The organism is Bacillus cereus, assembly GCF_002561295.1.
GTDB classification, from domain to species: Bacteria; Bacillota; Bacilli; order Bacillales; family Bacillaceae_G; genus Bacillus_A; species Bacillus_A cereus_S.
In genome coordinates, this window is record NZ_NTUG01000044.1 from 23,582 (window position 1) to 47,042 (window position 23,461).

Here is a 23,461-nt window from a genome sequence, read left to right on the forward strand (position 1 = left end):
CTCCTTTGTTAGTTTTTATTATTCATTTTAATAAATAAGATGTATCCAATTCCTAAAATAAGAATAGTAATAGGAATTCCTGCTAGCATGTACCATTTATCGTATGACCATAATGTATTAAAAACATCTAGATTATTCACATAATTGATTGGAAAATATAAGGTTTGATATGAAATAGGAAACCACCAAAGCTTAGTTGAGCTTAATATATCGCCGAAAAGATATGAAGCTAGAGCTAGTGCAACGATCACTGATTGATTCGATACATTAATGGATATAATGAACGCCAAAGCGCAAAATGGAATGCTAATAAGAAATGGATATAACGTAAAAACAAACACATGCTGCATTGAAACCATACCTAAAGAAATACCTAAACATGGAAGTAACAACACTGTACAAATCATATGTATTACGGTTGTAATAATAAGAGCAACCATAACAACAAGGAACTTATTTACATATACACTAAATTTCTGTACTGGATACGTAAATGTTCTTTTCCACGTAGAATTTTTATATTCGACATTGTTTACACTAGCTATAATAAACACAATAAAAAAGTTTAAGATGTATTTTAAAAGTTGCAAATTTATACCGAATATAGTTTCTAATTTAATAGTATGAGAATTACTATAGTAATTTAATCCAACAAATTCACCTAATGCAAGTATAATAGGTCCTAAGATAACCAAAAACCAAAAATGACTTTTTCTATATTTTATATACTCAGTAGCTAATACATTTCTCATACACTTACAGCACCTTGTTCAACAATATCTAAATATGCTTCCTCTAAATTCTGCTTTTTAGTTTGGAAAGATTGAATAAAAATCTGATTCGTTACTAATAGTTGTTGAATATCATTCAGTGATTTTTCATCGCAATATTCAATACTAAAGATATTATTATTTATATTGAATGTATAATTGGATTGTTTAAGTAGTTTATCAGTAAGCGTTATATTATTAACACTAACTTCAACAATATTTAATGATTGTTTATTTTGTAGTGAAGATAATAAACCTTGATACTTTATTTCTCCATGATGAATAATCCCGATATGATCAGCCATTTGTTCAACTTCACTTAAAATATGACTTGACAGAATTATAGTAGAATTAAACATTTTTGGAGCTTTTTTTATGAATTCTTTCACTTCATAAACTCCCTGTGGATCTAAGCCATTAGTAGGCTCATCTAATATTAATAATTCAGGGTTATTTATGAAAGCAGCAGCTAATCCTAAACGTTGTTTCATACCAAGAGAATATTTTTTAAAAGCACGATTTCGATCCTCATATAGTTTAAATAAATTCAAAAGTTCTTTTATGTGTTCTTTATCATGAACATTTTTCAATTTAGAAGCAATTAATAAGTTTTCATATCCAGATAAGTGATCGTAAAAGGTTGGAGCTTCAATTAATGAACCTGTTTTAGATAAGATTTCTATTCTATTCTTTTGAATATCCATTCCCAATACTTCTACAGTTCCCTCATCAGCTTCTATTAATCCTAAAATGATTTTAAAAAATGTAGATTTACCCGCTCCATTCGGACCTAACAATCCAAATATTTCACCCTTTTTTATAGTTAAATCAATTCCTTTTAGAACATGTTTCTCCTTATATTTTTTATGCAAACCTTTAATATTTAAAATTTGATTATCCATAAAGTCAACCACCTATCGTATGAATTTTCTGTTAATTAAACCTTTTAATTTTTCCCTATTATCTATTTTTGAACATCCCAGGTAATGCTGATGCAATTAAGTTAGTTACAGGAAGTTATATGGATAGACTTGAGATGTAGCCAGAGTTGTTTCTGAGCACACATCACCTGTACCAGTTATCTTTTGTTATTCTTTTAATTTACAACTGTCTGTTTCATCCATTGTAAGACTATTAAAGGTAATATTATTTTATTAAAATTAAATGATATCTGTATTTGTTCTTCTAACTCCCCATGTAACTGCAATTTCTTTTGTAAGCCAAGCATACATTCTGTAGTTTGCTCTTTTAACTTTTGATACATAAACTCTTTTGAATGCTGAATACTTTCGTTTTTGTTTACCAAATATCCAATAGCTAAGGGACCTTTTTGTTCACCAATTCCTGATTTAAATTCTTGAATATTGATATCTTTTAGATGAATAAAATAATCATTATTAAAATCAATTGAATAAGCACCAGGTGTAGATATACCGGTTACAGCATTCGGTTGGAAAACAAACAGAATAGGTACTAAAGCTGTCAATGTTTGATTGTGAAATACTTCATATAGAATTTGTGCTAACGTATCAATATGGATAAAAGGCTTAACTAGACTCATCACTTCTTTTTGGGGTATTTGTTTATTCAATAGATGTTTGTAAACACGATATGGCAATACGTTTGGGTTATTTGAAAAGATTTTTATATGTTGATTGTTCCTCCTACTATGATCCAAATGATAATTTATATTATTTATCATATTTATAGAATTTTTTGTTTCTAGCATCATTTTAACTCCCTCCTTACTGTTTGACTTTCTGTACATAAAGTATACGTGTTCATTTATGTTAAAAACAATTAGTAAAATTCGATTAAAAAAATTGCAAATTACCACGCGATTTAACCTTTTTATTTTACAAATTTTAAAGTATAAGAAAGATTTCATCATCTATTTAGATACCTTAGCGATAGTATTTAAAAACAAATGTAAACACAAAAAGGAGTGATTATAACCACTCCTTTTTTGTCCATAATTTACTGATATATCAAGTGAAACTTCCATCAGTGGGGGATCTTGATCCACCACTGATGATTAGTTGAACCAATCGGGCTTTTACGAACAGTTATCCCCCACCTATCTTCCTCAGTTCTCATTGAATCTTGAGGTGGGTGTCTCACTGCCTGTTAATGCGGGATAAATTAACTAATCGTTCTGCCATTCTTTAAATATATAACCTTATTTATTAGGTTATCGAACATACTTCTGATACGAGTTCCCCTTGTGTCACTCCTTTATATATACGAATTTCGCGATTCTTTTCTCGTTTTGCATGTCTGTTCCCCTCTACCTTTAGTGAATCAAATGCTATTCTTAATTTAATACATTTTCGGCTGCTATTTTAAAATATTTTGCAGATCGTTTATATGCACGACTATCATAAAGATAATTTCCTAGTTCAAGAGCCAACTCTCGAACTAAAGAATATTGCCTTTTTTCTAGCCCTATTTCAATTGCTTTTTCCATATTTTTCTCAAAACTATCATCATTTCCCCTTAGTTTAGATATTTGGGCTTTAAATCCATAGAGTTGAACATGTGCATAAGGTATATCACAGGTAGCTAGAATATTAAATGCATCATCTATCAGTTCATTAACAGTTTGCCATTCTTTTCGCTCCATATGAATTTCTATTAAATTCCGTAGTATATACACCTTATCAGCTGTTCGCGTGAGATAATCACTCAGTTCTAAACTTTTTTCATAATATGGAATCGCATTTGCATAGTCTTTCAAGCCTTGATAAATTTTCCCGTAATTATATGCAATCAAACATACATTCAAAGGATTGTTATTTGTCTTCGCTTCATTTTCCGCTTGTTTCAAAGATTCAATGGCTTGTTCTGGTAGTTTATCTTTGTTATATTGCATTGTAAGAAGTATTAACACATTTATTTTTTTTTGCTCATCATTAAATTTTTCATACAATTTATAGGCTTTTTTAGCATACATGCGACTAATACTTTGATCCTTATCAAGGTTCTGACGTACATGACTTATGTTGTAATATATACTAGCATGTTGCACCGTTTCTTCAGGACCAAGCAGATTTTCTATCTTCTTGTAAATTTCATATGCAGTAACATAGTCTCCTTTATTAAAAAAGTATGCCCCTTTAGCCATTAGATAATATATATAATCCCCCGTATCTTGTGCTTCTACTTGATTCGTAATCACCTGTGAAGCTTGATCGACAAGTGGCGCTACATATAATAAGTTATTGTTTCGAGCATGATAGTATATAATAACACCGTAAATCTTTAGTAATAAAGGCATTGAATCCGTATCACGAACATACAGTTCTAACGAAGATAATTCCGTTTCCGCTATCCTTTTATCTTTTTTATACCTTTCACATATTTTAAGGATGTTAGATTCTATCCCCTCATTCTTCCCGTCTATTAGAAAATCCCAATCAACATTGAGCTTTTGAGAAACCTTTTTTAAAAAAGAAGAAGATGGTTTAATTTGTCCATTTTCTATTCTACTTAAATAAGCGACGGAACATATTCCTGATACGAGTTCCCCTTGTGTCATTCCTTTATGTATACGTATTTGACGGATTCTTTCTCCGATTTGCATGTCTTTTCCCCTCTACTTTTTATCAACGAATCAAATATTTTTCTTAATTTTATGTATTCTCAGCTGCCATTTCGAAATATTTTGCAGATTGTTTATACGCTCGATTATTATAAAAGTACTTTCCTAGTTCAAGGGCAAACTCTCGAACTAAAGAATATTGCCTTTTTTCTAGCCCCATTTCAATTGCTTTTTTCATATTTTTCTCAAAACTATCATTATTTCCCCTTAGTTTAGATATTTGAGCTTTATACCCATAGAGCTGAACATGGGCGTAAGGTACATCACTAATAGCTAGAATATCAAATGCATCATCTATCAGTTTATTAACAGTTTGCCAGTCCTTTCGCTCCATATGAATTTCTATTAAATTCCGTAGTATATACACCTTACCAGCTGTTCGCGGGAGATACTCACTCAGTTCTAAACTTTTTTCATAATATGAAATCGCATTCGCATAGTCTTGCAAGCCTTGATAAATTTTCCCGTAATTATACGCAATCAAACATACATCCAAAGGATTGTTATTTGTCTTCGCTTCATTTTCTGCTTGTTTCAAAGATTCCATAGCTTGTTCTGGTAGTTTATCCTTGTTATATTGCAACGCCAGATTAATTAACACATATATTTTTTGTTGTTTTATATTAAATTTCTTATACAATTTATAGGCTTTTTTAGCATACAACCGGCTTATACTTTGATCTTTATATAAACTTTGAGTCACCAAACTTAAGTTATAGTATATATGAGCATGTTGCTCCGTTTCTTCAGGACCAAGCATACTTTCAATCTTCTTGTAAATTTCATATGCTGTTATATAATCTCCTTTACTATAAAAGTATCCCCCTCTAGCCATTAGATAATATATATAATCTTCCGTATCTTGTGCTTCTACTTGGTTCGGAATCACCTGTGAAGCTTGATCGACAAGTGATGCTGCATATGATAAGTTATTGTTTCGAGTATGATAGTATATAAGAACACCGTAAATCTTTAGTAATAGAGGTATTGAATCCGTATCACGAACATACAATTCTAACGAAGATAATTCAGTCTCACTGATACTTTCATCTTGTTTATATGTTTCACATATTTTAAGAATGCTAGATTCTATTCCCTCATTCTTCCCCTCTATTAAAAAATCCCAATCAACATTCAGCTTTAGAGAAACCTTTTGTAAAAATGAAGAAGATGGTTTAATTTGTCCAGTTTCTATTCTACTTAGATAAGCGATAGAGCATATTCCTGATACGAGCTCTCCTTGCGTCATTCCTTTATGTATACGTATTTGCCGGATGTTTTCTCCGATTTGCATATTTCCACCCCTTGTTTAAGCGTTTTCAATGATGCAATAACTCTTTTTGTATACTAGTCCTTTTTAATTGTACCGTTGTAATTCTATAATTTCTATCCACTTGTTAAAAAATTTGGTAAAAAAGCCAATTTTTCCATCATTTTTTTTATAAAATTTAACTACTTGTTATTAACATAAACAGCATTGTATATTTTAAGTACGATAAACTTGCTAGAAAAAATTAAAAACAATTGTTATTTTTATCCTATCTTTAGTAGCTTGCACTTATTTTTTTACACAAATAAAATGAATGGATTTCATATTATACATGTGATATTTGATTCATCATACCAGCTTATTACATATGGATTTGTCTATTACATATTCAAAAAAATCAAGACATCTTAATAGACAAAATAACGGTTGTTATATGGGCAACAAGTGCTTATAGTTTATCGATTATTACAATCAAAAATATTTATTAAATAAGAAAGAGGGATGAATATGGTTTGGAGAACACATGACAGAAAGGCACGAAAAATAGTAAGATATGCTGCAGGATTTGCTATCCTTTTAGTACTAGTATCCTTTATCTATCAATGGAATAACGGTTTAGAGATTGATACGACTGAGAGAGTTTCTTTCGGGCTAATTCTTACTACTTTCCTTTGCAGCTTTTTACCTATTAAAAAGCAAATAAATGAATAATAAAAAAGCACTTGGGGATGGATCTCAAGTGCTTTTTGTATGATAGCATGTTATACCATTTAAACTATCTATATTCTTACCTGTATAACAAAAAAGATTGATCAAAAAGATCAATCCTTTACTCTACTTCATTTAAGAAGAACAATGTTAAAACGCCTGGTCCTGTATGGGCGCCAATTGCTGCACCAATCGTATTGACAATAAATACTTCACAACCAAATTTTTCAGTAATCAATGCTTTTAGTGCGTTCGCAGTTTCTAAATCATCACCGTGTGTGATACCGATTGTTTGACCTTTCAGCTCTTTTCCTCGCTCTTCCATGATATCAACAATTCGGCTTAAAACTTTCTTTCTACCTCTTACTTTTTCAAGTGGTACAAGTTTACCTTCTTCTACATTTAAGATCGGCTTAATATTTAATAAGCCACCAATAAATCCAGCTACTTTACTTAAACGACCACCTCTTACAAGATACTGCAAATCAGCCACAGTAAAGATATGTTCCATATGTTTTGTTAGAAAAGCAATTCGGTTCAAAATCTCTTCTTTTGATGCACCCTCTTTAGCCATTTTCGCAGCCTCTAATACAACAAGCCCTTGACCAAGTGAAGCGCACTTTGTGTTAATAATCTCTAAATCTAAATCTGCATATGTTTCTTTTACTTCTTCTTTAATTACTACTGAAGATTGATATGTACCTGATAGTTCAGAGGAAAAAGCTAAATATATACAAGGGGCACCTAGTTTTGCATATGTAGTAAACTTTTCTTGGAATGTTTCTAATGATGGCAGTGACGTTTTGTACACTCCGCCTTCTCTCATCTTTTGTAACAATTGAGTCGATTCTAACGTTACTCCGTCTAAATACTCAGTTTCCGCTTCATCATATACACGAAGTGGAATCAAATCAATATCGTAAGTTTGCAGCAATTCTTTTGGTAAATCCGCCGCACTATCCGTAATGATTTTGACGCTCATTTTTTAAACCTCTATTCTATTATAAGTATACGAAAAAAGAATAATTACCTTTAAATTATATACGTAAAACACTTGTGAAGAAAGAAAAAGTATTATTAGACTATTCTATGCATGAGATAACAAGAAATGAACTTCTTTTCAACATGATTTATATGGAGATACGAAACCATTATTTTATTACAAGTCACGTTATCACCTATATAATAGAAATATCAGAACTTTTCAAGGGGTGTATGTTTATGGGAATCAAGTTCGCTTTATTAGAAGATTTAGAATGGATTAATCATCAATATAAAAACGTGGGATTTGTACCAAGTGACTTAAAAAAAGATAAAGTTGCGATTATAACGTACAACGGAGAATATGCAGGTTTAGGACGTTTAGTATATATTGATCAAAATACGATAGAGATGGGCGGTATTTACATCCTTCCCAAATACAGAGGTTATAAATTAGCTGGAGATCTCGTTTCTTTTTTAGTACAAGAAGCCAAACAATCAGATGCATCTCATGTCTATTGTATTCCTTTTGAAGAACTTGCGGATTTTTATAAAAAATATGGTTATAAAGAGGTTAATTTGGATCAAGAAACAGTACACCCTACTATTATGACTAAATATAGATGGTGTTTACAAGAATATGAGAAAAATGTTTTATTATTTACATTATAAAATTTTAATCAGTCACAACTAACAGAAGCCTCCACCCTAACACGTGCCTTGAGAAAGGAGACTTCTGTTTGAGTGCAGTTAAAGTGTATTATACTTTTTCACTTGTAACGGAATGGTAACTACATATAAATCAACCGCATAATAAGTAATCCAAATTCCTTTTCCTTCAGCATCCAGTTTTGATTGAAAAAATTGTTCCGACACTTTTCTTTTCCCCCACTTTTTAGGAAACCATTGAAATACTTTAGGAACATTATATTTCTTGTTAGACCACACTTTTAACCTCCATAGAACGAAAATAACTACAATCAGAATGATTAAATTTAAAAAATCAGAATATGAAGCTTCCAAAAAAACCTCTCTCCTTTTTATTAAAAATACAATAGCTACCCTCTTAAAATAGCCTTTTTTACAATGAAATACATGCTAAAAAATAGTAAACATGTACCTACTATACCAAAGATCGCAATTGAAACTTTACCTGCCACCGTTTCATTCGGATCTAAAACATGAGGTAAAACTGTACCAAAAATTGCAATACACGCTAATATTACCATCGTATATTTTAAAACTTTCACTTTCTTATTCATACTAATTATCTCCTTACGTCCTTAATAGTGGGAATCACATAGTTCTTGTTATGAACTGAAAAATAAATTCTTTATTCCTTATAAAATAATACACAATGATAGTATAAAATCCCATCTAAAAATAAGGAAACAATTTCATGTTTTCATCAAAAAACGTTATAATAGATTGTAGCCTCTACGACTATGTTATAAAGGAGAATGAAACAATGGCTAAAATTAAAGTATATCAAGCAAAAGAAGAACATATGGAAACAGTAAAAGACATTATTGATGTTCAAGAAGAAAACCCAACTGCTGAACATTTACAAACTCTTTACACATGTGTATTAGATACTGAGGATATGGCATTGCCTGAATCATATATCGAAGAAGATATTTTAATCGATTCTATTGAAGTAATGGTGAATGTTTCTCAAAATAAAGTAAGAGATCTAGGTACATACGATGTAATTGAAGTTCAAAACAAAGGTAAAAAAACACAAATCTTATTATTAGCGGACGAAGAATACGAAGTAATTGAAGGCTAATTTATAGTGTTACATACGAAAAACTCCTTTCTCATTTAGAAAGGAGTTTTTTATACTGGGGCTTACCGATAAATGAATACATACAATTTTATCCCGCATTAACGGGCAGTAAGACCCCACCTCAAGATTCAGAGAGAACGTAATGTCCAGCTCTAGCGGCTAAAGAAGATAGATGAGGGATCAACTGCCCGTAAAANNGTTCAACTAATAATCAGTGGGGATGAAGACCCCCCACTGATTAAAGTTTCACTTTATCGAAGCTCCGACAACTAGCAACAAAAAAACAAGAGTCCGTTGACTCTTGTTTTTCATCTTTTATGCTTTTCCACTCTCTTGTTCTTTCTTATATACCATTTTCTCGTTACCCATAAAGAAAATAAATATGAATGCTAAACCAGCAGGAACGAGTGCCCACATAAATGTATGAACGATAGAACTCGAAAGAGCTTCAATAATTTTATCTAATACTTGCGGTGGAATTTGAGATCTTGCCCCTTCTGAAAGGATTGCTCTTGCATCTCCTATGGCGTTGCTATTCATTCCACTTCCCATTCCTGTAAATGCTTCTTCTAATTTATCTTGAAATTCTGTTCTTTGAATCATACCAAAGATTGTAATTCCAAGTGTCATTCCTAATGAGCGAATAAAGTTACTCGTTGAAGTTGCTGATCCTCTTTGGTTCATACCAAAATTATGAATTGCAGCCATACTTAATACCGAGAATGAGAAACCTACGCCAAAACCGATAATAATCATATACATAGTTAACCATACACGGCTTGTTTCTGGTGTTAATGTGCTTAATAAGAACAATCCACCTAACATAATCACAGCTGAAATCATCATAATATTACGGTAACTTAGCTTCGATGTTAAAAATCCACCTAGCTGGGCTGTAACAACTGACCCTAACATCATTGGTAATAGTAATAGGCCGGAATTCGTCGCGGATCCGCCATATACGCCTTGAATAAATAACGGAATATAGACAGTCGCTGACATAAATGCTGCTCCGTAACATAAAGCGATAATTGTACTCATCCCAAATAAACGCTGTTTAAACATTTCAAATGATATGATAGGTTCTTCCGCTTTTCTTTCAATAAAAATAAACATAATCATTAAAATAGCAAATGCTGCAAATAAGCTTAAAATAAAAGTAGAATCCCAATCATATTTCTGTCCACCAAGTTCTAATGCAAACATTAAACAAACGACTGCTCCAACGAGTGTAATTGCACCAAACCAATCGATCTTTTGTTTTTGGTGAACGCGTGATTCTTTATAAAAGAATACAATAAAAATAAGTGATAGAATCCCTAGCGGTAAGTTAATATAAAATACCCAGTGCCAGCTAATATAGTCTGTAATATATGCACCAAGTAACGGACCGAAAATGCTAGATAATCCAAACACCGCACCAAACAATCCGCCCATTTTCCCGCGTTTTTCGGGCGGAAAGATATCAAATACAATCGTAAATGCAATCGGTACAAGCGCTCCACCGCCAATACCTTGAATCGCACGATAAATACCTAACTGCGTAATATTTTCTGCTGTACCACAAAGTGCAGAACCAATCATAAAAACAATTAAACCAAAAATAAAGAATTTCTTTCTCCCATACATATCTGATAGCTTTCCAAAAATCGGCATCCCTGCCATTTCCGCTACCATATAGGCGGATACGACCCAGACAAAGTTTTCTAATCCGCCTAAATCACCAACAATCGTTCCCATCGCCGTAACAACGATGGTATTATCCATTGATGCTATTAAAATCCCTAGCAATAAACCGGCAACTACAAAGCCGAGTTTACTATCCTTTGCAACCATGTGTCTCACTCTCCCTCTTAACATCTATATTTGTTTCTGTTCTTTTACAACTGAGTTTCCTTTTTGATTAAAACTAGTATGATATTCTACAACACCAATTTCACACCCAGGACCGATGGTAACATTGTTTCCCCTTACTACTTCAGCTATTGTATGTTCTAAATAAATGTCGTCTCCTTCAATCATCGAGGTTTGAAGGTTACCAGCATGGCTTTTGAAGGGAATAAATCTAGATTTTTTTCGTACTGTAATCTTTTTCCCTCCAATTTCTCTCACTTTGCTTCCTTCAAAGCAGATTGTAATATGAATGTTTTCTGCATTTAATAGACCTTCACTTTCAAGTCCCCCTGTTAGTAGTAACTCTTCTACTTCAATGTCCTCCTTAACATGTAAAGCCCCTTTAATATCTACAACATTTCCAGATAATCTGCCTTTGACTTCAAACATACCTCTCACTTTCATCTTCTCAACGTGGCCATTACCTTGTACTTGCGCATTTCCATACACTTTCACATATTCTGCCTGTATATTTCCTTTCACTTCACTTTCTCCATAGACGACATAATTTTTCGCCTTCATATCACCGGAAACATCACTCGCCCCATACGTCTTAAATTCATTACAACTAACATGGTTAGAAATCGTTCCTTCACCACGGATTTTCACTTTATTATAAGCTCCACCTGCTGAACTACCTGATCCGTTCACAGTGAGACTATGCTGATTTTCCATATCTATTCCTCACTTCCTCCCAAAATTAAACTTGCTGAACTTCTTTTACTTTCGCATTTTTATCCACATGAAGAACTCCTGTATATTCAATCAGTCCAATCTCGCAATTTGGTCCTACCGTAACATTGTTACCTCTTACTGTCTTAATTTGTACGTAATCAATATCAATATTGTCACCTTCTAACAATTCAGCTTCTAAGTGCGACCCAAACACGTTTTTAAAAAGTCTACTAAATGCTGTTTCTCTATGCCTTACTTTAATTGTTTGACCGCCTATTTCTTTTGCTCTACATGTACCGTGAATATCGATGTCAATTTCATCTGCACTTAGTAAGCCTCCAATTGTAAACTGTCCTTCTGACGAAAAGATATCTACTTCACAATTACCGTCAATCGTCGCTTGCCCGCGGATTTTAAGCTCTTCCCCCTTCAAAGTACCACCAATTGTTCCTTTTCCAGCAATTTTTAAATCGTTAGCCGTTACATCTTTTGTAATCGTTGCTTTTCCATCAATTCGCATATTTTCAGCGCCTACTGTACCGTCAACTTTACCAGACCCACTAATTTTTACGCTCTTGCTTTTCAAATTACCATTTACACTACCAGAACCGTTACATTCAAAGTTGTCACATTCAACATCACCGTTCACAGTTCCTTTTCCGTTTAATTGTACTCTATGAAATTCCCCGCCATTAGAAGAACCGTAACCATTTATAATTAATTTTTCTGATCGCATCATTTTCCCCCACTACAATAGTTTTGATTTTAACGCTTCTGTATGTTGCATGATTGCTAAACGTACGACTATCTTCGTTCCTTTTTCAAAAAGTAAGTCATCTACATTTGAAACTAAGAAACATGTAGAAACACCAAGCTTTCGAACCACAACTAATTCGCTATTCTTTTGTTTCATGATTTCATAATGTTCGTGAAGTACTTGCAGTATCATCTTGCCTTCTTCCAAGCTAATTTCTCCAGATTGAAGCAATTCCTCTAAAATAAATACATAAAGAATATCAGCAAACTGAAATTCTGCCTGTTTATTCATTTGTTCTATAAAAAATTGTACAACCGGTTCTGAAGCAATACCTTTTCGGATAATGTCTTCCTTCATGAAAGAAATCTCAGATACACTTGGTGAAAACATATTTGCTAGTTCATCAAGCGATAGATCTTCTTTCATCGTTTGAATTTTATCAATACGCTCTAATATCTTTTCTTTCGGAAAAAATGTTTCTTGCCCTGTAAAAGTCGATTTTCTGATAAACCAATCTTCTGGTATTAAATTCTTTCGTTTCCACCTATATAGTTGCCCGTATGAAATACCAGTCAGTTCCAATAAATCTTTTTTTGAAATTAAATCTGTACTCAACTGTATAACACTCCTTCCTGCTAACAATGTAACATAACACTGTTACGTTGTAAATGGGCATTTTCCAAAAATATGCATAACCATGTTCAAAATCAGACGTTTATTCCATATAAAAAAGACCCTTTCGTATGCCATTTCATTTCGAAAGAGTCCTTTATATCAAGGTTTAAACCATATATGGTAAAAATCAATCCATCCTTGCGAATTAATTCTTATATTTTGTACTTTTTCATGTGTACTTATATGCTGCTTATTACGATATAAAGGAATAATATGAATGTTACGTAACAATGTGTCCTCCACATCACGTAACAATGTCATTCGTTTTTCTACATTCGGTTCATTAAAGTACACATGTAATTGTTTGTTAAAGTCTAGAGAGCTATGTTGATTTATAAAACTATTTTTCGCAAGAAACATTTGTAAAAAACTGAGCTCTATTTTCTCACTAATTGTCGCGCTATCATGAATCAAATCCGCTTGTCCCATTGTGTCCGCTCGTAATAATTCCAGTGCATCGAGAAAATGTATTTCAATCATAATCCCATACTTTGCACATTCTTTTTGAATCCACTCGGAATCTTCCACATGATCTTGTTCTTTAAACGTATACAAGTATAATACTTCGCCACTATATTCGCTCTTTTGTAGAAGAGTGTTCACATCCTCATTTATGCTCCAAGCTGCACGATTTGCTAGTAATAATTCATCCGCTGCCTCATCGCGTTCTCCCTCTAACTCATCTATTATTTTATTACTATGAATTATTTTATATAACGCTTGCCTAAATGTACTATTTTGCAAAGGTCCTTGTTTTTTAGTATTTAACGTAACATACGTTACGTTAGATTCCATTTTAGACAGTTCTTTATGAGGGTTCTCTATCTCTTTATGCTCAGCTTTCATCGAAACATCATATTCATCCGTACTTTTCGGCACATTCCAAAGTTCAATTCGATCTAGAAAGGGACGCTCACGAAAGTATGCATTATGCGCTTCTAATATAAAGATAGAATCATTATTTTCTCGTAGTTTAAATGGCCCTGTTCCGCTTACATTCCCTTCTTCATCTTCCGTTACAATAGAACACTGTTCTGTACCTAAAATATGCAATAACAACTTATTTTCTGTATGTAAGTAAACCTCCACAATATGCTCATTTACAATATGAATTCTTTCAACATGTTGCAACATCCACAAGTATGGATTATCCTCCGTATTCATAAATCTATTGAATGAGTGGACAACATCATGAGCTGTGAACCGTTTACCATTATGAAATTGCACACCTTTACGCAAATAAAAAGTCCACATTTTTTGGTCGTCATTATACTCCCAATGAAACGCAAGTCTCGGCTCTATTACATTGGTACTCTCGTTCACATATACAAGCGTGTCGTAAACATGTTTCACCATATGACATTCTGAACGCATTGTAGCATACATAGGATCCAAAAGAATCTTCGGACGCATTTCAACTTGTAAACGAAGTACATCTTGTCTACCTTGATTCGTCATTTCAATTTGATAACCAAATATTGAATTTATCCAAGTTTGGAATTGTTTTTGCAATGATGAAAAATACTCCATATATTGTTCAACAAATTCTTTTCCGCCTTTTACATCCCCCTGTTTCGTTATTTCTTTCCCCTTTTCTAAAATTAATACAGCGGGATTTTTTTGAAACGATACCTTTGATCGGTTCCCTCTCCCGCGTCCTGGAAACCAACAAACCCATCCTAGCTCTTCTAATTTTTTTATAATAAATTTACTGTTTCGATCCGTACAAAACAATGTTTCAGATATATTTTGTAATGTTATTTCTATTTTTTCTCCCTCTGGTATCCCTTTTCCATACCGGATCCAAAGCTGAACGTACTGATCTAAAATAACCATATTCATCCCCCTAAAAGGTGAAAAATCCCACTCTTTCATTCTACCCTTTTTCATTCCTTGCTTCTATCTTAAGATTTCCATATAGAAAGGAGGAAATAAATAATGAATCATCTTATAAAACGTTATAGTAAACCGATTTGGATTCGACTACTAGGTGAATTGTTAACAAGAACAACTGAGGCGATGTTAGCGATAATTTTTATTGTACATGTGAATAAAGCTTTAGAAGGAAATGTCATCTTGACGATGCTTCTCTTTGGCTTGCAACCTCTTTCTGATATTGTGTTCACAATCATTGCTGGAGGTGTGACAGATCGCTATGGCAGAAAGAAAATTATGTTACTTGGATTATTCATCCAAGCAATTGCAATCGGCGGATTTGTTTTTGCTGCATCAGTCCCTTTCTTTGCTTTGTTATATGTAATGAATGGTATCGGCCGCTCCTTATATATTCCTGCTCAGCGTGCTCAAATTGCAGACTTAACTGCGCCAGAGCAACAAGCAGAAATATTTGCTGTTCTTCAATCAGTGGGAGCTGTCGGAGCTGTAATTGGTCCGTTCATTAGCGCCTTTATTTATGATAGTCACCCTGAATACTTATTTATGATTCAAGCTGTGACTCTCTTGCTGTATGCCATTCTCGTATGGACACAGCTTCCCGAAACAGCGCCAAACATTCAAACAGCTCAAAAATCAACACAAGTCACAACAAGGAAAGAATTTATCTTTAAACATTATGCTGTATTTGGACTTATGATATCTACTCTTCCGATTAGCTTTTTCTATGCGCAAACTGAAACAAATTATCGTGTATTTGCAGAGAGTATCTTTCCAAATTTCTTATTCGTTCTCGCATTCATTTCAACTTGTAGAGCAATTATGGAAATCCTACTACAAGTCGGTCTTGTCAAATGGTCTGAACGATTTTCCATGCCTAAAATAATCGTTATTTCATATATTTTTTATACATTGGCAGCCATCGGTTATGGTTATTCCACAACATTATGGTCACTCTTTTTCACACTACTTTTCCTTACAATTGGGGAAAGCATTGCTTTAAATCATTTACTCCGTTTTGTTTCAGGAATCGCACCAAGTCATATGCGTGGATTGTATTTTTCTATTTACGGGATACACTGGGACATATCTCGAACATGCGGTCCAGTTATCGGAGCGATGATATTAGGTCATATAAACGGCAGTACCCTATTTTATATTTGTGCCTGTTTGTTAATAATCGGTGGAATCGTTCAAACTTACTTTGTTTCTTCCGTAGAACGTAACAAAGCAAAAGAACTGTCTTTATAAAGACAGTTCTTTTGGCTAACAAGCCATATTATTTATGCTATCTTCTGGAGAAAATACAAAAATTTCATTTTACTTCATAAAGATTTTCAAAAAATTCTCTGGTACTACACCTAAACAATATCGTGAAACATGCACGGTATTATATTATTTTCCTTAATAAAAAAGCTGCCCCATTTATAGGACAGCACCAAATATGTAATTATACTTCAATACTCTTTCCATCTTCAACGATATGGTAAAGTAGATGAGCTAAATGATGAATCGGACCATTCTCTTCCTCTTCTTCCTCTGTTTCACCTTGGAATTCAAGGTCATTTAAGTAAAGTGCTAAAAATTGATAGAATAATTTCAAATCAAATCCGTAGCAAGCACTTGGCTCTTCATGATCTCCTTCATATTGCAACATTAAGTATTGCTCGTTTCCTTCTGCATCTTCTGCATCAAAGAATACAAAGAAACCTACATTTGTATCTAAATCAAATAGATGACGAGTACCGTTTTCTGTTGCTTTATTAAAGTCTTCTTCGCTTAGCTTATGTACTGTTGTTGCTTTTGCATTGTCTTCTTGATGAAAGTTTACTGTAAATGTTTTCAATGCTGACACCTCCTGATTGTATAACAGTAGCATAACAGATAAGACAAGATAATACAAAAAGGACTGCTTACGAATAGTAAAACAGTCCTTTTTTGTTTACTTCCTCATGGAACGTAATAAGAAGCTTACGATAAAAATTAAAATAATTGCCCCGATTAATGCTGGTATAATTGCATATCCACCTATAACAGGACCAAATTTACCAAGTAAAGCTGTTCCAAGCCATGAACCGATGATACCTGCAATAATATTACCGATAACTCCACCAGGTACATCTTTTCCAATGAGTAAACTTGCAAACCACCCTAAAATACCTCCGACAATTAAAGACCATATAAATGCCATATGATTTCCTCCTTGATTTTATACATTTTACTTATAAAAAGACAATTATTGCTTATTGTTAGTTATGCTACTTTTTGAATAAGTTATACTTTAAACATTACACATGCTAAAAATAATTTAACAAACCTTCCTTTTTTACTATTATTATGCGAAAAAGACAAGGCGGTGAAACAATAAAAAAAGCCGCCTCTTTGTTGGCAGCTATATAGAAATAATACAATTGTTTACGTTATATTTAACTAACGTTCATTTTTTAATATGAATACAATTTAGTTCGCTTTCATCTTCCTCTTAAAACCTAAAATAGCAATTACGAAGATAATAATTATATAGCCAACTACCCATAATAAAGGTACAACAAGATTACCGTACTCACCAGATAAAGCAAATCGTGTCGCATCAACCGCATGAGCAAATGGCAATGCATAACCGATTGTTTTAAATGTACCACCAATCATATCCAACTTGAACCAAGTGCCACTTAACCATGTGGACAGGTTGACAAAAATCGCAAAAATCCCACCAACTTGCTTATCTGTAAAATACGTACCCAGCAGTAAACCAAATCCAATATAAAGTATGGAAATGATAATAAGTATAATAGTGGCAACTAATACATTCGCATTAAAAGATAAACCTAAGAAAAATGCTGAAATAAAGCAAATGACAATTTGAAGAATTGCAACTGGCAATAGTGGAAGAGCATACCCGGTAATATAATCAGACGCAGACATGGGAGAAGCAAAAATTCGCATTAAGAACGAACTGCTTTTATCCTTACCAATCAGCATCCCTGAAAATAACGTTATAAAAGAAAAACTGAAAACGATTACGCCTGGCGTTAAATTTTCTATATTATAAAGGTCAAAAGGCATATTTTTCTGCATAATTGAAAAAAGATATATAACAATAACCGGCAGTACAATTCCAAAAAGAAGCGTGAGAGGATCTCGTAAAATCTCCTTACGATTGCGTGAAGCAAATGCTAAATATCCCATAATTCCACCCCTATTCGGTTAGTGTGAGAAAAATATTTTCTAAAGAAGATTGTCCTGTATTTTCTTTTAACTCATCAATCGTTCCAAGTGCATGCAATTTACCACCATGCATAATGCCGACGCGATCAGCAAGTGCTTCTACTTCTTCTAGATAGTGTGTCGTTAAAATAATCGTGATTTTACCCTTTAATTCAAGTAGAGTCTTCCATAAATCATGTCTAGCACGAATATCAAGTCCTAATGTTGGCTCATCTAAAAAAATGATTTCGGGAGACGAAATAAGTGCCATCGCAATGCTTAGTCGGCGTTGCAACCCACCTGATAACGTTTTCGCTTTATTTTTCGCTCGCTCCGAAAGTCCAAACTTCGTCATCATTTCCCGCGCTTTCTGCTTAGCCTCTTGTTTACTGCTTCCATAGATACTCGCAATAAATTCTAGATTTTCCTTTACAGAAAGATTCGGAGCTACCGCAGTTTCTTGTGGTGAAATGTTTATTTTTTCTTTTACCGCCGTAGGTTTTTTGACGATACTATCTCCTAACATCAAGGCATCACCACTTGTAGGTGTAAGTAAGCAACTAAGCATTTTAATAGTTGTTGTTTTTCCAGCAGCATTTTGTCCTAAAAGTGCAAAAAATTCACCCTTCTTAATCGTCAGTGAAAGATCGTCGACAGCTGTGCGCTCTTTAAATTTTTTCGTTAGATTTTTTATATCAATGGCCATTATTCATCACTTCTTCCTTCAAATTTCCTTGATTGAATCGCAGCATTAATTTGTTTAATATCATTTTTTGAAATCACGTATTGAATAATCCATGTAATGACATACGTTCCTAAAAAACTAATAAAAAAAATCAGTGTGCCTTTAGTTGTTTTTGGCATCCAAAGTAACGTTACAATCGGCACCCATACTAGTGCTGTTATACAAAAATGAACGATGTATTGTTTTAGTAGACTCCACTTCACTATGTCAAAAACTAGCGCACTTGTAGCAAATGTGACCCCAATAATCCCTGTTAACAGTATTTGTACCATAACAGCGTACATCTCACTTGCAAATAAAGAACGAAACTGATCAACAACTGGCATATATTCTCCTTGACCTAATGTGAGCGAAATAAGGAGTTGCACAATTTGCCCAATAATCAAACCGATAACAAAACCACCAACAACTCGACTAAGTAAATTTTTCATGACAATTTCACCTCATATTCCAAACAGTTTCTTAATTTTTGAAACATAGCGTCGAGAAGCATACGTTTTGATATTCCCTGTTAATGACACGCCAATTGTTCCTGTCATACTAATATCCATATTCGTAATCATTTTAATGTTAACAATCTCTGAATTTGAAATACGAACGAAAAATTGACTATTTAGTTTCTCTTCCAGTTCATATAATCTTGAGCGAACGGTATAAATACCAGCAGCAGTTTGGAGAAATACCTTCTGTTTCTCTGTATAGATTCTCACGATATCTTTGCAGGCAACAATTTCAACACCTCTCTCTGAAAATACAGCTAATGAATCCATATGAGTCTCTGACAGTCGCTTCATAATATCAGATATCTCATCTGTCATTTTATCCGTTAGAATAATAATTTTCGGCTCTTTATAAGATGGATCAATCGACACTTCAAACTTCACTTCACCACTTCCCTTTCACTCGCTCTAAATATAAAAGCTATTTAAGTTACTGTAAATGGATTTTCGATAGTCGGTTGTTTTCACACGATAACTGGTCAAAAGATAAATGTAACAATGAGATATTCCAGGAACACATTCTCTCATTACAATAAATAGGCACACAAAATAGAACTTCTGTGTGCTGATTCAACTTATGTATTTCTAAATAAAAATCAATTTATCAAATTATTCTTTCATACAGATATATAACTTGCGCAGAAAAGAACGAAATATTCGAAATACTATTCCGTTAAAAAATTATCCTCTGTTAATTAAATAACCTTTTACATTTCTATTATACATGAATAGAAAAAACGACACTATATTTTGTGTCGTTTCAGTTCTCTATAATATTATAATTTTACCATTAAAGGATGTTATTATTTAACAGCGTTTTCCACCTTTTTATATGATAAATACGCTAATACATTCTTACTATTCTCATACTTCGGGTTATTTCCCTTTCTCGGCTCCCTCGTATGTGTTTTTTCAAAACCAGGAATTTCAGGCATCTTCTCCAAAAATTCAACAATTTCTTGTTCAGTTCCCTCAATACGTACACGAATCATGATGACTACTCCTTAATTCTCATTTTCTCTGTAATAAGTATAACGTACTCGTGAGAGACTGCAATATAATTATCTTTTTAAAGTTGAAGTTTTCTGACACACAAAGAGTGCCATCTCAGTATAAAATGATTCTACTTGATTATTTTTACATTGTATGTTGAAAAACTCCTTCATTTCATTGGAAGTCTTCATCATACAATCTGTTAACTTTGAACGTGTTACCTGTGGTACATTCATCATATTGCACCACCAATCAAAATCAAATTGTTTCTCAAATGTGTAACATGATTGCATTTGCAAATCATTTTTCTCTAATAATGAAATCCATTCTGTTTTTTTCAGCGCCCGCCTATGGCTCGGATCTCGCTTTTTCTCAATAAAGTTATAAAATGTATCGTATTCATTATTTTCAGGAGCAACATTATCAATTAATATAAATAACCCATTTTCTTCTAACGTGCGATGTACTTCAAAAATAAATTGCGAAGGATTTGAGAAATGATGCGCTGCAATGCGGCACACTACTGTATCAAATGATGCATCAGAAAACGGTAAATCCTCTGCATTTCCAGCTACAAATGAAACGTTATCGTGACCATTAGAATGAATAAATTCTTTTGCTTTTTCAATCATTTTTTCTGTTAAATCTAGGGCAATTACACTTTTAAATAAGGGGGCCAGCGTGTTCACTACATGCCCACCACCTGTAGCAATATCAAGAAGATGAATATTTTTACGATTTTTCACTTGTTGAACAACATATTGTAAATCCTGTCCTTTTGCATGAATTTGACTATTCACATACTTTTCAGCATTACTACCAAATTGCGTCTTTACAAGCTCTTCATTACTCATTCTAAATCATCTTCTTTCTACATATATTTACATATTCTTTTCATCAAAAATACATAAATATCCTCTTTTAGCTCCATTATTCAGTGGACTAAAAATCCGATCTCCTTCTGATTTTTTTCTTGTTTTATATACTCTCTTACATTTGTCCGATATACTTGTATGACAACAGGAAGTGACAATACGAATAGTTTATTTAACATGTTTTCTTCATACTCACCCATCCAATCCTTTATCTCTACACAGTGATTCAAAATCAATGTATAGAAGCTCCTAAATTCCATCTCTGTTTTACCCACCCCTATTTCTCTAAGTAATTCTTTACATACTAACGAGTGTCTAGTAATAAAATGAGGAAAGTAATGCGCATAAATCATTTCACGGCACTTTTCTCTAATCGTTTCAACAAATTTCATATGATATATTTCAATTCCTAAATAGGACGCCCCTCTCATTTTCCCGCTGTACTCTCGTAAAAAATCTTCAATTGTAAGATACGTATACTCTTTGTGTGTTTGATTCATATGTACCAATATACCACTAGAACTCACGATATATTTAGGGGCTACCATGTAATAATAAACAACCCAAAAACAAAGTTTCTCTATTATTTCCTCTTCTTGTTCCTGTACAAATTGATCGAGTAATTTCTTAAAAAATTGTTGTATCATAAACTCGCCTCCCCTCATCCATGTTAAATTTTTCTCTGTTTATTTTCCAATGTATAAAGTGTATTTTTCCCCCTACAAAAACACATTTTTTATCTAAATCAAATAAATTGAACTTTCATGATTAAAAACGTAATATAGACTCTGACTCTAAAAAATAATGTTTTAAATGTACAAATGAAAAGGAGGGTTATTTACGATTCTTTCTATTTTATAAGACTGTGAGGTTTTGTTATGTGGCGTAATAGAAATGTCTGGATTGTTCTAATCGGAGAATTTATTGCTGGGCTCGGTTTGTGGCTTGGGATTCTTGGCAATCTAGAATTTATGCAAAAATATGTACCTTCTGATTTTATGAAATCAGTCATTTTATTTATCGGGCTATTAGCCGGTGTTTTAGTTGGTCCTATAGCCGGCCGCGTTATTGATCAATACGAAAAAAAGAAAATTTTACTTTATGCCGGTTTCGGTCGTGTGATCAGTGTTATTTTTATGTTCTTCGCTATTCAATATGAAAGTATTTCCTTTATGATTGCTTTTATGATCGCCATTCAAATTTCGGCGGCTTTTTATTTTCCTGCCCTGCAGTCTGTTATTCCACTTATCGTTCGTGAACACGAATTATTACAAATGAATGGTGTTCATATGAATATTGGAACAATCGCTCGTATTGTTGGTACTTCACTAGGAGGCGTCCTACTCGTTATGATGAGCTTACAGTATATGTACGCATTTTCAATGGCCGCATACGCTCTATTATTTTTTGCAACCTTCTTATTACAATTTGAAGATCAACAAACAAATACAACAAGTAAAAAATCCGCAAAGGACAATAGCTTTATAGAAGTTTTCCGCATATTAAAAGGGATTCCTGTCGCATTTTGTGCACTTATTTTGAGTATCATTCCCCTTCTATTTATTGGTGGTTTTAACTTAATGGTAATTAATATTAGTGAAATGCAACATGATCCTACAATAAAAGGATTTATTTATACAATTGAAGGGATAGCATTTATGTTAGGAGCCTTCGTGATTAAACGTTTATCCGAGCATTTCCCACCAGAAAAATTACTTTATTTCTTCGCTTTTTGTACTGCTGTTGCACACCTTTCATTATTCTTTAGTGATGTAAAATGGATGGCCCTTGTATCATTCGGACTGTTTGGATTTAGTGTTGGCTGTTTCTTCCCTATTATGTCGACAGTTTTCCAAACAAAAGTTGAAAAAAGTTATCACGGACGTCTATTCTCATTCCGTAATATGTTTGAAAGAGTTATGTTCCAAATCGTCTTACTTGGGACGGGATTCTTCTTAGATACAATCGGATTACAGTATATGGTACTTATTTTCGGGGTTATTTCATTATTTATTATTTTCATATCATTATCGACGCAAAAAGAAGCAAGTAAAAATTCTTCTCAAGCATCAAATATGTAAAAGAAAGACAAAAAACCCACCATTTCTTGTGAACTGCACCCCAATTGT

The 23,461-nt window shown here is 33.1% G+C and carries 27 protein-coding genes; 5 read left to right on the forward strand and 22 right to left on the reverse strand.

Annotated features, from left to right (window positions below):
• Window positions 1–8 precede the first annotated feature (8 nt).
• The 5 genes from CN373_RS21750 to CN373_RS21770 all read right to left on the reverse strand — a co-directional run bounded on the left by CN373_RS21750 (window position 9) and on the right by CN373_RS21770 (window position 5,665).
• A complete protein-coding gene (locus CN373_RS21750; RefSeq protein ID WP_001246722.1) occupies window positions 9–752 on the reverse strand; it encodes an ABC transporter permease in 744 nt (247 codons plus the stop codon).
• The gene (locus CN373_RS21755) at window positions 749–1,672 is read right to left on the reverse strand and encodes an ABC transporter ATP-binding protein (protein WP_000369974.1); all 924 of its coding nucleotides are present in this window, start codon (window positions 1,670–1,672) and stop codon (window positions 749–751) included. The genes CN373_RS21750 and CN373_RS21755 overlap by 4 nt, the downstream gene beginning before the upstream one ends.
• Window positions 1,673–1,866: 194 nt before the next feature.
• Window positions 1,867–2,499, reverse strand: a complete 633-nt coding sequence (locus CN373_RS21760) for a hypothetical protein (RefSeq protein WP_098360147.1) — start codon at window positions 2,497–2,499, stop codon at window positions 1,867–1,869.
• Between the two features lie 585 nt (window positions 2,500–3,084).
• Entirely contained in the window at window positions 3,085–4,353 is a 1,269-nt protein-coding gene (locus CN373_RS21765; RefSeq protein WP_001165454.1) for a helix-turn-helix domain-containing protein, read from the reverse strand.
• Between the two features lie 49 nt (window positions 4,354–4,402).
• A complete protein-coding gene (locus CN373_RS21770; protein ID WP_098360137.1) occupies window positions 4,403–5,665 on the reverse strand; it encodes a helix-turn-helix domain-containing protein in 1,263 nt (420 codons plus the stop codon).
• A 483-nt stretch (window positions 5,666–6,148) separates the two neighbouring features.
• On the opposite strand from CN373_RS21770, the gene CN373_RS21775 reads away from it, so the two are divergent.
• Window positions 6,149–6,352 (forward strand): hypothetical protein, encoded by a 204-nt coding sequence (locus CN373_RS21775; protein WP_000262292.1) that lies wholly within the window; start codon window positions 6,149–6,151, stop codon window positions 6,350–6,352.
• Window positions 6,353–6,470: 118 nt separating this feature from the next.
• Here CN373_RS21775 and CN373_RS21780 read toward each other — a convergent pair whose 3' ends face one another.
• The gene (locus CN373_RS21780; RefSeq protein ID WP_000111641.1) at window positions 6,471–7,331 is read right to left on the reverse strand and encodes a DegV family protein; all 861 of its coding nucleotides are present in this window, start codon (window positions 7,329–7,331) and stop codon (window positions 6,471–6,473) included.
• Between the two features lie 239 nt (window positions 7,332–7,570).
• On the opposite strand from CN373_RS21780, the gene CN373_RS21785 reads away from it, so the two are divergent.
• Window positions 7,571–8,002 carry a GNAT family N-acetyltransferase gene (locus CN373_RS21785; protein ID WP_098360138.1) on the forward strand — a complete coding sequence of 144 codons (432 nt, stop codon included), beginning with the start codon at window positions 7,571–7,573 and terminating at the stop codon, window positions 8,000–8,002.
• A 78-nt stretch (window positions 8,003–8,080) separates the two neighbouring features.
• On the opposite strand, the gene CN373_RS21790 is transcribed toward CN373_RS21785, so the two are convergent.
• Window positions 8,081–8,374: a hypothetical protein gene (locus CN373_RS21790; RefSeq protein ID WP_235676712.1), complete on the reverse strand. Its 294-nt coding sequence runs from the start codon at window positions 8,372–8,374 to the stop codon at window positions 8,081–8,083.
• Between the two features lie 14 nt (window positions 8,375–8,388).
• Window positions 8,389–8,592, reverse strand: a complete 204-nt coding sequence (locus CN373_RS21795; RefSeq protein ID WP_001036931.1) for a hypothetical protein — start codon at window positions 8,590–8,592, stop codon at window positions 8,389–8,391.
• Between the two features lie 206 nt (window positions 8,593–8,798).
• Between CN373_RS21795 and CN373_RS21800 the strand changes: the two genes are divergently transcribed.
• Window positions 8,799–9,119, forward strand: a complete 321-nt coding sequence (locus tag CN373_RS21800) for a hypothetical protein (protein WP_001062726.1) — start codon at window positions 8,799–8,801, stop codon at window positions 9,117–9,119.
• 315 nt (window positions 9,120–9,434) lie between these two features.
• Here CN373_RS21800 and CN373_RS21805 read toward each other — a convergent pair whose 3' ends face one another.
• The 5 genes from CN373_RS21805 to CN373_RS21825 all read right to left on the reverse strand — a co-directional run bounded on the left by CN373_RS21805 (window position 9,435) and on the right by CN373_RS21825 (window position 15,009).
• Complete coding sequence (locus CN373_RS21805; protein WP_098360139.1) at window positions 9,435–10,955, reverse strand: MDR family MFS transporter; 1,521 nt, start codon at window positions 10,953–10,955, stop codon at window positions 9,435–9,437.
• 24 nt (window positions 10,956–10,979) lie between these two features.
• Window positions 10,980–11,687 carry a polymer-forming cytoskeletal protein gene (locus CN373_RS21810; RefSeq protein WP_098360140.1) on the reverse strand — a complete coding sequence of 236 codons (708 nt, stop codon included), beginning with the start codon at window positions 11,685–11,687 and terminating at the stop codon, window positions 10,980–10,982.
• A 25-nt stretch (window positions 11,688–11,712) separates the two neighbouring features.
• Window positions 11,713–12,423 carry a bactofilin family protein gene (locus CN373_RS21815; RefSeq protein WP_098360141.1) on the reverse strand — a complete coding sequence of 237 codons (711 nt, stop codon included), beginning with the start codon at window positions 12,421–12,423 and terminating at the stop codon, window positions 11,713–11,715.
• Window positions 12,424–12,435: 12 nt separating this feature from the next.
• Window positions 12,436–13,059 (reverse strand): YhbD family protein, encoded by a 624-nt coding sequence (locus tag CN373_RS21820; protein WP_098360142.1) that lies wholly within the window; start codon window positions 13,057–13,059, stop codon window positions 12,436–12,438.
• Window positions 13,060–13,218: 159 nt separating this feature from the next.
• A complete protein-coding gene (locus CN373_RS21825; protein WP_098360143.1) occupies window positions 13,219–15,009 on the reverse strand; it encodes an SgrR family transcriptional regulator in 1,791 nt (596 codons plus the stop codon).
• Between the two features lie 48 nt (window positions 15,010–15,057).
• Between CN373_RS21825 and CN373_RS21830 the strand changes: the two genes are divergently transcribed.
• Window positions 15,058–16,263 carry an MDR family MFS transporter gene (locus CN373_RS21830; RefSeq protein WP_098360144.1) on the forward strand — a complete coding sequence of 402 codons (1,206 nt, stop codon included), beginning with the start codon at window positions 15,058–15,060 and terminating at the stop codon, window positions 16,261–16,263.
• A 199-nt stretch (window positions 16,264–16,462) separates the two neighbouring features.
• Here the strand turns inward: CN373_RS21830 and CN373_RS21835 are convergent, their stop codons facing one another.
• The 9 genes from CN373_RS21835 to CN373_RS21875 form a co-directional block, all read right to left on the reverse strand.
• A complete protein-coding gene (locus CN373_RS21835; protein ID WP_000847590.1) occupies window positions 16,463–16,858 on the reverse strand; it encodes a hypothetical protein in 396 nt (131 codons plus the stop codon).
• A gap of 96 nt (window positions 16,859–16,954) precedes the next feature.
• Window positions 16,955–17,203, reverse strand: coding sequence for a GlsB/YeaQ/YmgE family stress response membrane protein (locus CN373_RS21840; RefSeq protein WP_000874190.1), 249 nt, complete (start codon window positions 17,201–17,203; stop codon window positions 16,955–16,957).
• A gap of 269 nt (window positions 17,204–17,472) precedes the next feature.
• A complete protein-coding gene (locus CN373_RS21845) occupies window positions 17,473–18,201 on the reverse strand; it encodes an ABC transporter permease (RefSeq protein ID WP_000540871.1) in 729 nt (242 codons plus the stop codon).
• Between the two features lie 10 nt (window positions 18,202–18,211).
• On the reverse strand, window positions 18,212–18,925 hold the full coding sequence (locus CN373_RS21850) for an ABC transporter ATP-binding protein (RefSeq protein ID WP_000963210.1): 714 nt from the start codon (window positions 18,923–18,925) through the stop codon (window positions 18,212–18,214).
• Complete coding sequence (locus tag CN373_RS21855; protein WP_000793399.1) at window positions 18,925–19,395, reverse strand: DUF3021 domain-containing protein; 471 nt, start codon at window positions 19,393–19,395, stop codon at window positions 18,925–18,927. Before CN373_RS21855 ends, CN373_RS21850 begins: the two co-directional genes overlap by 1 nt.
• A 12-nt stretch (window positions 19,396–19,407) precedes the next feature.
• Window positions 19,408–19,848 (reverse strand): LytTR family DNA-binding domain-containing protein, encoded by a 441-nt coding sequence (locus CN373_RS21860; protein WP_000667464.1) that lies wholly within the window; start codon window positions 19,846–19,848, stop codon window positions 19,408–19,410.
• Between the two features lie 419 nt (window positions 19,849–20,267).
• Window positions 20,268–20,456, reverse strand: coding sequence for a YvzF family protein (locus tag CN373_RS21865; protein WP_000621888.1), 189 nt, complete (start codon window positions 20,454–20,456; stop codon window positions 20,268–20,270).
• Window positions 20,457–20,525: 69 nt separating this feature from the next.
• Window positions 20,526–21,311 carry a class I SAM-dependent methyltransferase gene (locus tag CN373_RS21870; protein ID WP_098360145.1) on the reverse strand — a complete coding sequence of 262 codons (786 nt, stop codon included), beginning with the start codon at window positions 21,309–21,311 and terminating at the stop codon, window positions 20,526–20,528.
• An 80-nt stretch (window positions 21,312–21,391) separates the two neighbouring features.
• On the reverse strand, window positions 21,392–21,979 hold the full coding sequence (locus CN373_RS21875) for a hypothetical protein (RefSeq protein ID WP_000615922.1): 588 nt from the start codon (window positions 21,977–21,979) through the stop codon (window positions 21,392–21,394).
• A gap of 231 nt (window positions 21,980–22,210) precedes the next feature.
• Between CN373_RS21875 and CN373_RS21880 the strand changes: the two genes are divergently transcribed.
• A complete protein-coding gene (locus CN373_RS21880; RefSeq protein WP_098360146.1) occupies window positions 22,211–23,413 on the forward strand; it encodes an MFS transporter in 1,203 nt (400 codons plus the stop codon).
• Window positions 23,414–23,461: the final 48 nt, after the last annotated feature.

What these genes read in the sequence shown, in the direction of transcription:
- CN373_RS21750 (WP_001246722.1), bottom strand. Translation starts at nt 752, where the DNA reads ATGAGAAATGTATTAGCTACTGAGTATATAAAATATAGAAAAAGTCAT.
- CN373_RS21755 (WP_000369974.1), bottom strand. Translation starts at nt 1,672, where the DNA reads ATGGATAATCAAATTTTAAATATTAAAGGTTTGCATAAAAAATATAAG.
- CN373_RS21760 (WP_098360147.1), bottom strand. Translation starts at nt 2,499, where the DNA reads ATGCTAGAAACAAAAAATTCTATAAATATGATAAATAATATAAATTAT.
- CN373_RS21765 (WP_001165454.1), bottom strand. Translation starts at nt 4,353, where the DNA reads ATGCAAATCGGAGAAAGAATCCGTCAAATACGTATACATAAAGGAATG.
- CN373_RS21770 (WP_098360137.1), bottom strand. Translation starts at nt 5,665, where the DNA reads ATGCAAATCGGAGAAAACATCCGGCAAATACGTATACATAAAGGAATG.
- CN373_RS21775 (WP_000262292.1), top strand. Translation starts at nt 6,149, where the DNA reads ATGGTTTGGAGAACACATGACAGAAAGGCACGAAAAATAGTAAGATAT.
- CN373_RS21780 (WP_000111641.1), bottom strand. Translation starts at nt 7,331, where the DNA reads ATGAGCGTCAAAATCATTACGGATAGTGCGGCGGATTTACCAAAAGAA.
- CN373_RS21785 (WP_098360138.1), top strand. Translation starts at nt 7,571, where the DNA reads ATGGGAATCAAGTTCGCTTTATTAGAAGATTTAGAATGGATTAATCAT.
- CN373_RS21795 (WP_001036931.1), bottom strand. Translation starts at nt 8,592, where the DNA reads ATGAATAAGAAAGTGAAAGTTTTAAAATATACGATGGTAATATTAGCG.
- CN373_RS21800 (WP_001062726.1), top strand. Translation starts at nt 8,799, where the DNA reads ATGGCTAAAATTAAAGTATATCAAGCAAAAGAAGAACATATGGAAACA.
- CN373_RS21805 (WP_098360139.1), bottom strand. Translation starts at nt 10,955, where the DNA reads ATGGTTGCAAAGGATAGTAAACTCGGCTTTGTAGTTGCCGGTTTATTG.
- CN373_RS21810 (WP_098360140.1), bottom strand. Translation starts at nt 11,687, where the DNA reads ATGGAAAATCAGCATAGTCTCACTGTGAACGGATCAGGTAGTTCAGCA.
- CN373_RS21815 (WP_098360141.1), bottom strand. Translation starts at nt 12,423, where the DNA reads ATGCGATCAGAAAAATTAATTATAAATGGTTACGGTTCTTCTAATGGC.
- CN373_RS21825 (WP_098360143.1), bottom strand. Translation starts at nt 15,009, where the DNA reads ATGAAAAAGGGTAGAATGAAAGAGTGGGATTTTTCACCTTTTAGGGGG.
- CN373_RS21830 (WP_098360144.1), top strand. Translation starts at nt 15,058, where the DNA reads ATGAATCATCTTATAAAACGTTATAGTAAACCGATTTGGATTCGACTA.
- CN373_RS21840 (WP_000874190.1), bottom strand. Translation starts at nt 17,203, where the DNA reads ATGGCATTTATATGGTCTTTAATTGTCGGAGGTATTTTAGGGTGGTTT.
- CN373_RS21845 (WP_000540871.1), bottom strand. Translation starts at nt 18,201, where the DNA reads ATGGGATATTTAGCATTTGCTTCACGCAATCGTAAGGAGATTTTACGA.
- CN373_RS21850 (WP_000963210.1), bottom strand. Translation starts at nt 18,925, where the DNA reads ATGGCCATTGATATAAAAAATCTAACGAAAAAATTTAAAGAGCGCACA.
- CN373_RS21855 (WP_000793399.1), bottom strand. Translation starts at nt 19,395, where the DNA reads ATGAAAAATTTACTTAGTCGAGTTGTTGGTGGTTTTGTTATCGGTTTG.
- CN373_RS21865 (WP_000621888.1), bottom strand. Translation starts at nt 20,456, where the DNA reads ATGATTCGTGTACGTATTGAGGGAACTGAACAAGAAATTGTTGAATTT.
- CN373_RS21870 (WP_098360145.1), bottom strand. Translation starts at nt 21,311, where the DNA reads ATGAGTAATGAAGAGCTTGTAAAGACGCAATTTGGTAGTAATGCTGAA.
- CN373_RS21875 (WP_000615922.1), bottom strand. Translation starts at nt 21,979, where the DNA reads ATGATACAACAATTTTTTAAGAAATTACTCGATCAATTTGTACAGGAA.
- CN373_RS21880 (WP_098360146.1), top strand. Translation starts at nt 22,211, where the DNA reads ATGTGGCGTAATAGAAATGTCTGGATTGTTCTAATCGGAGAATTTATT.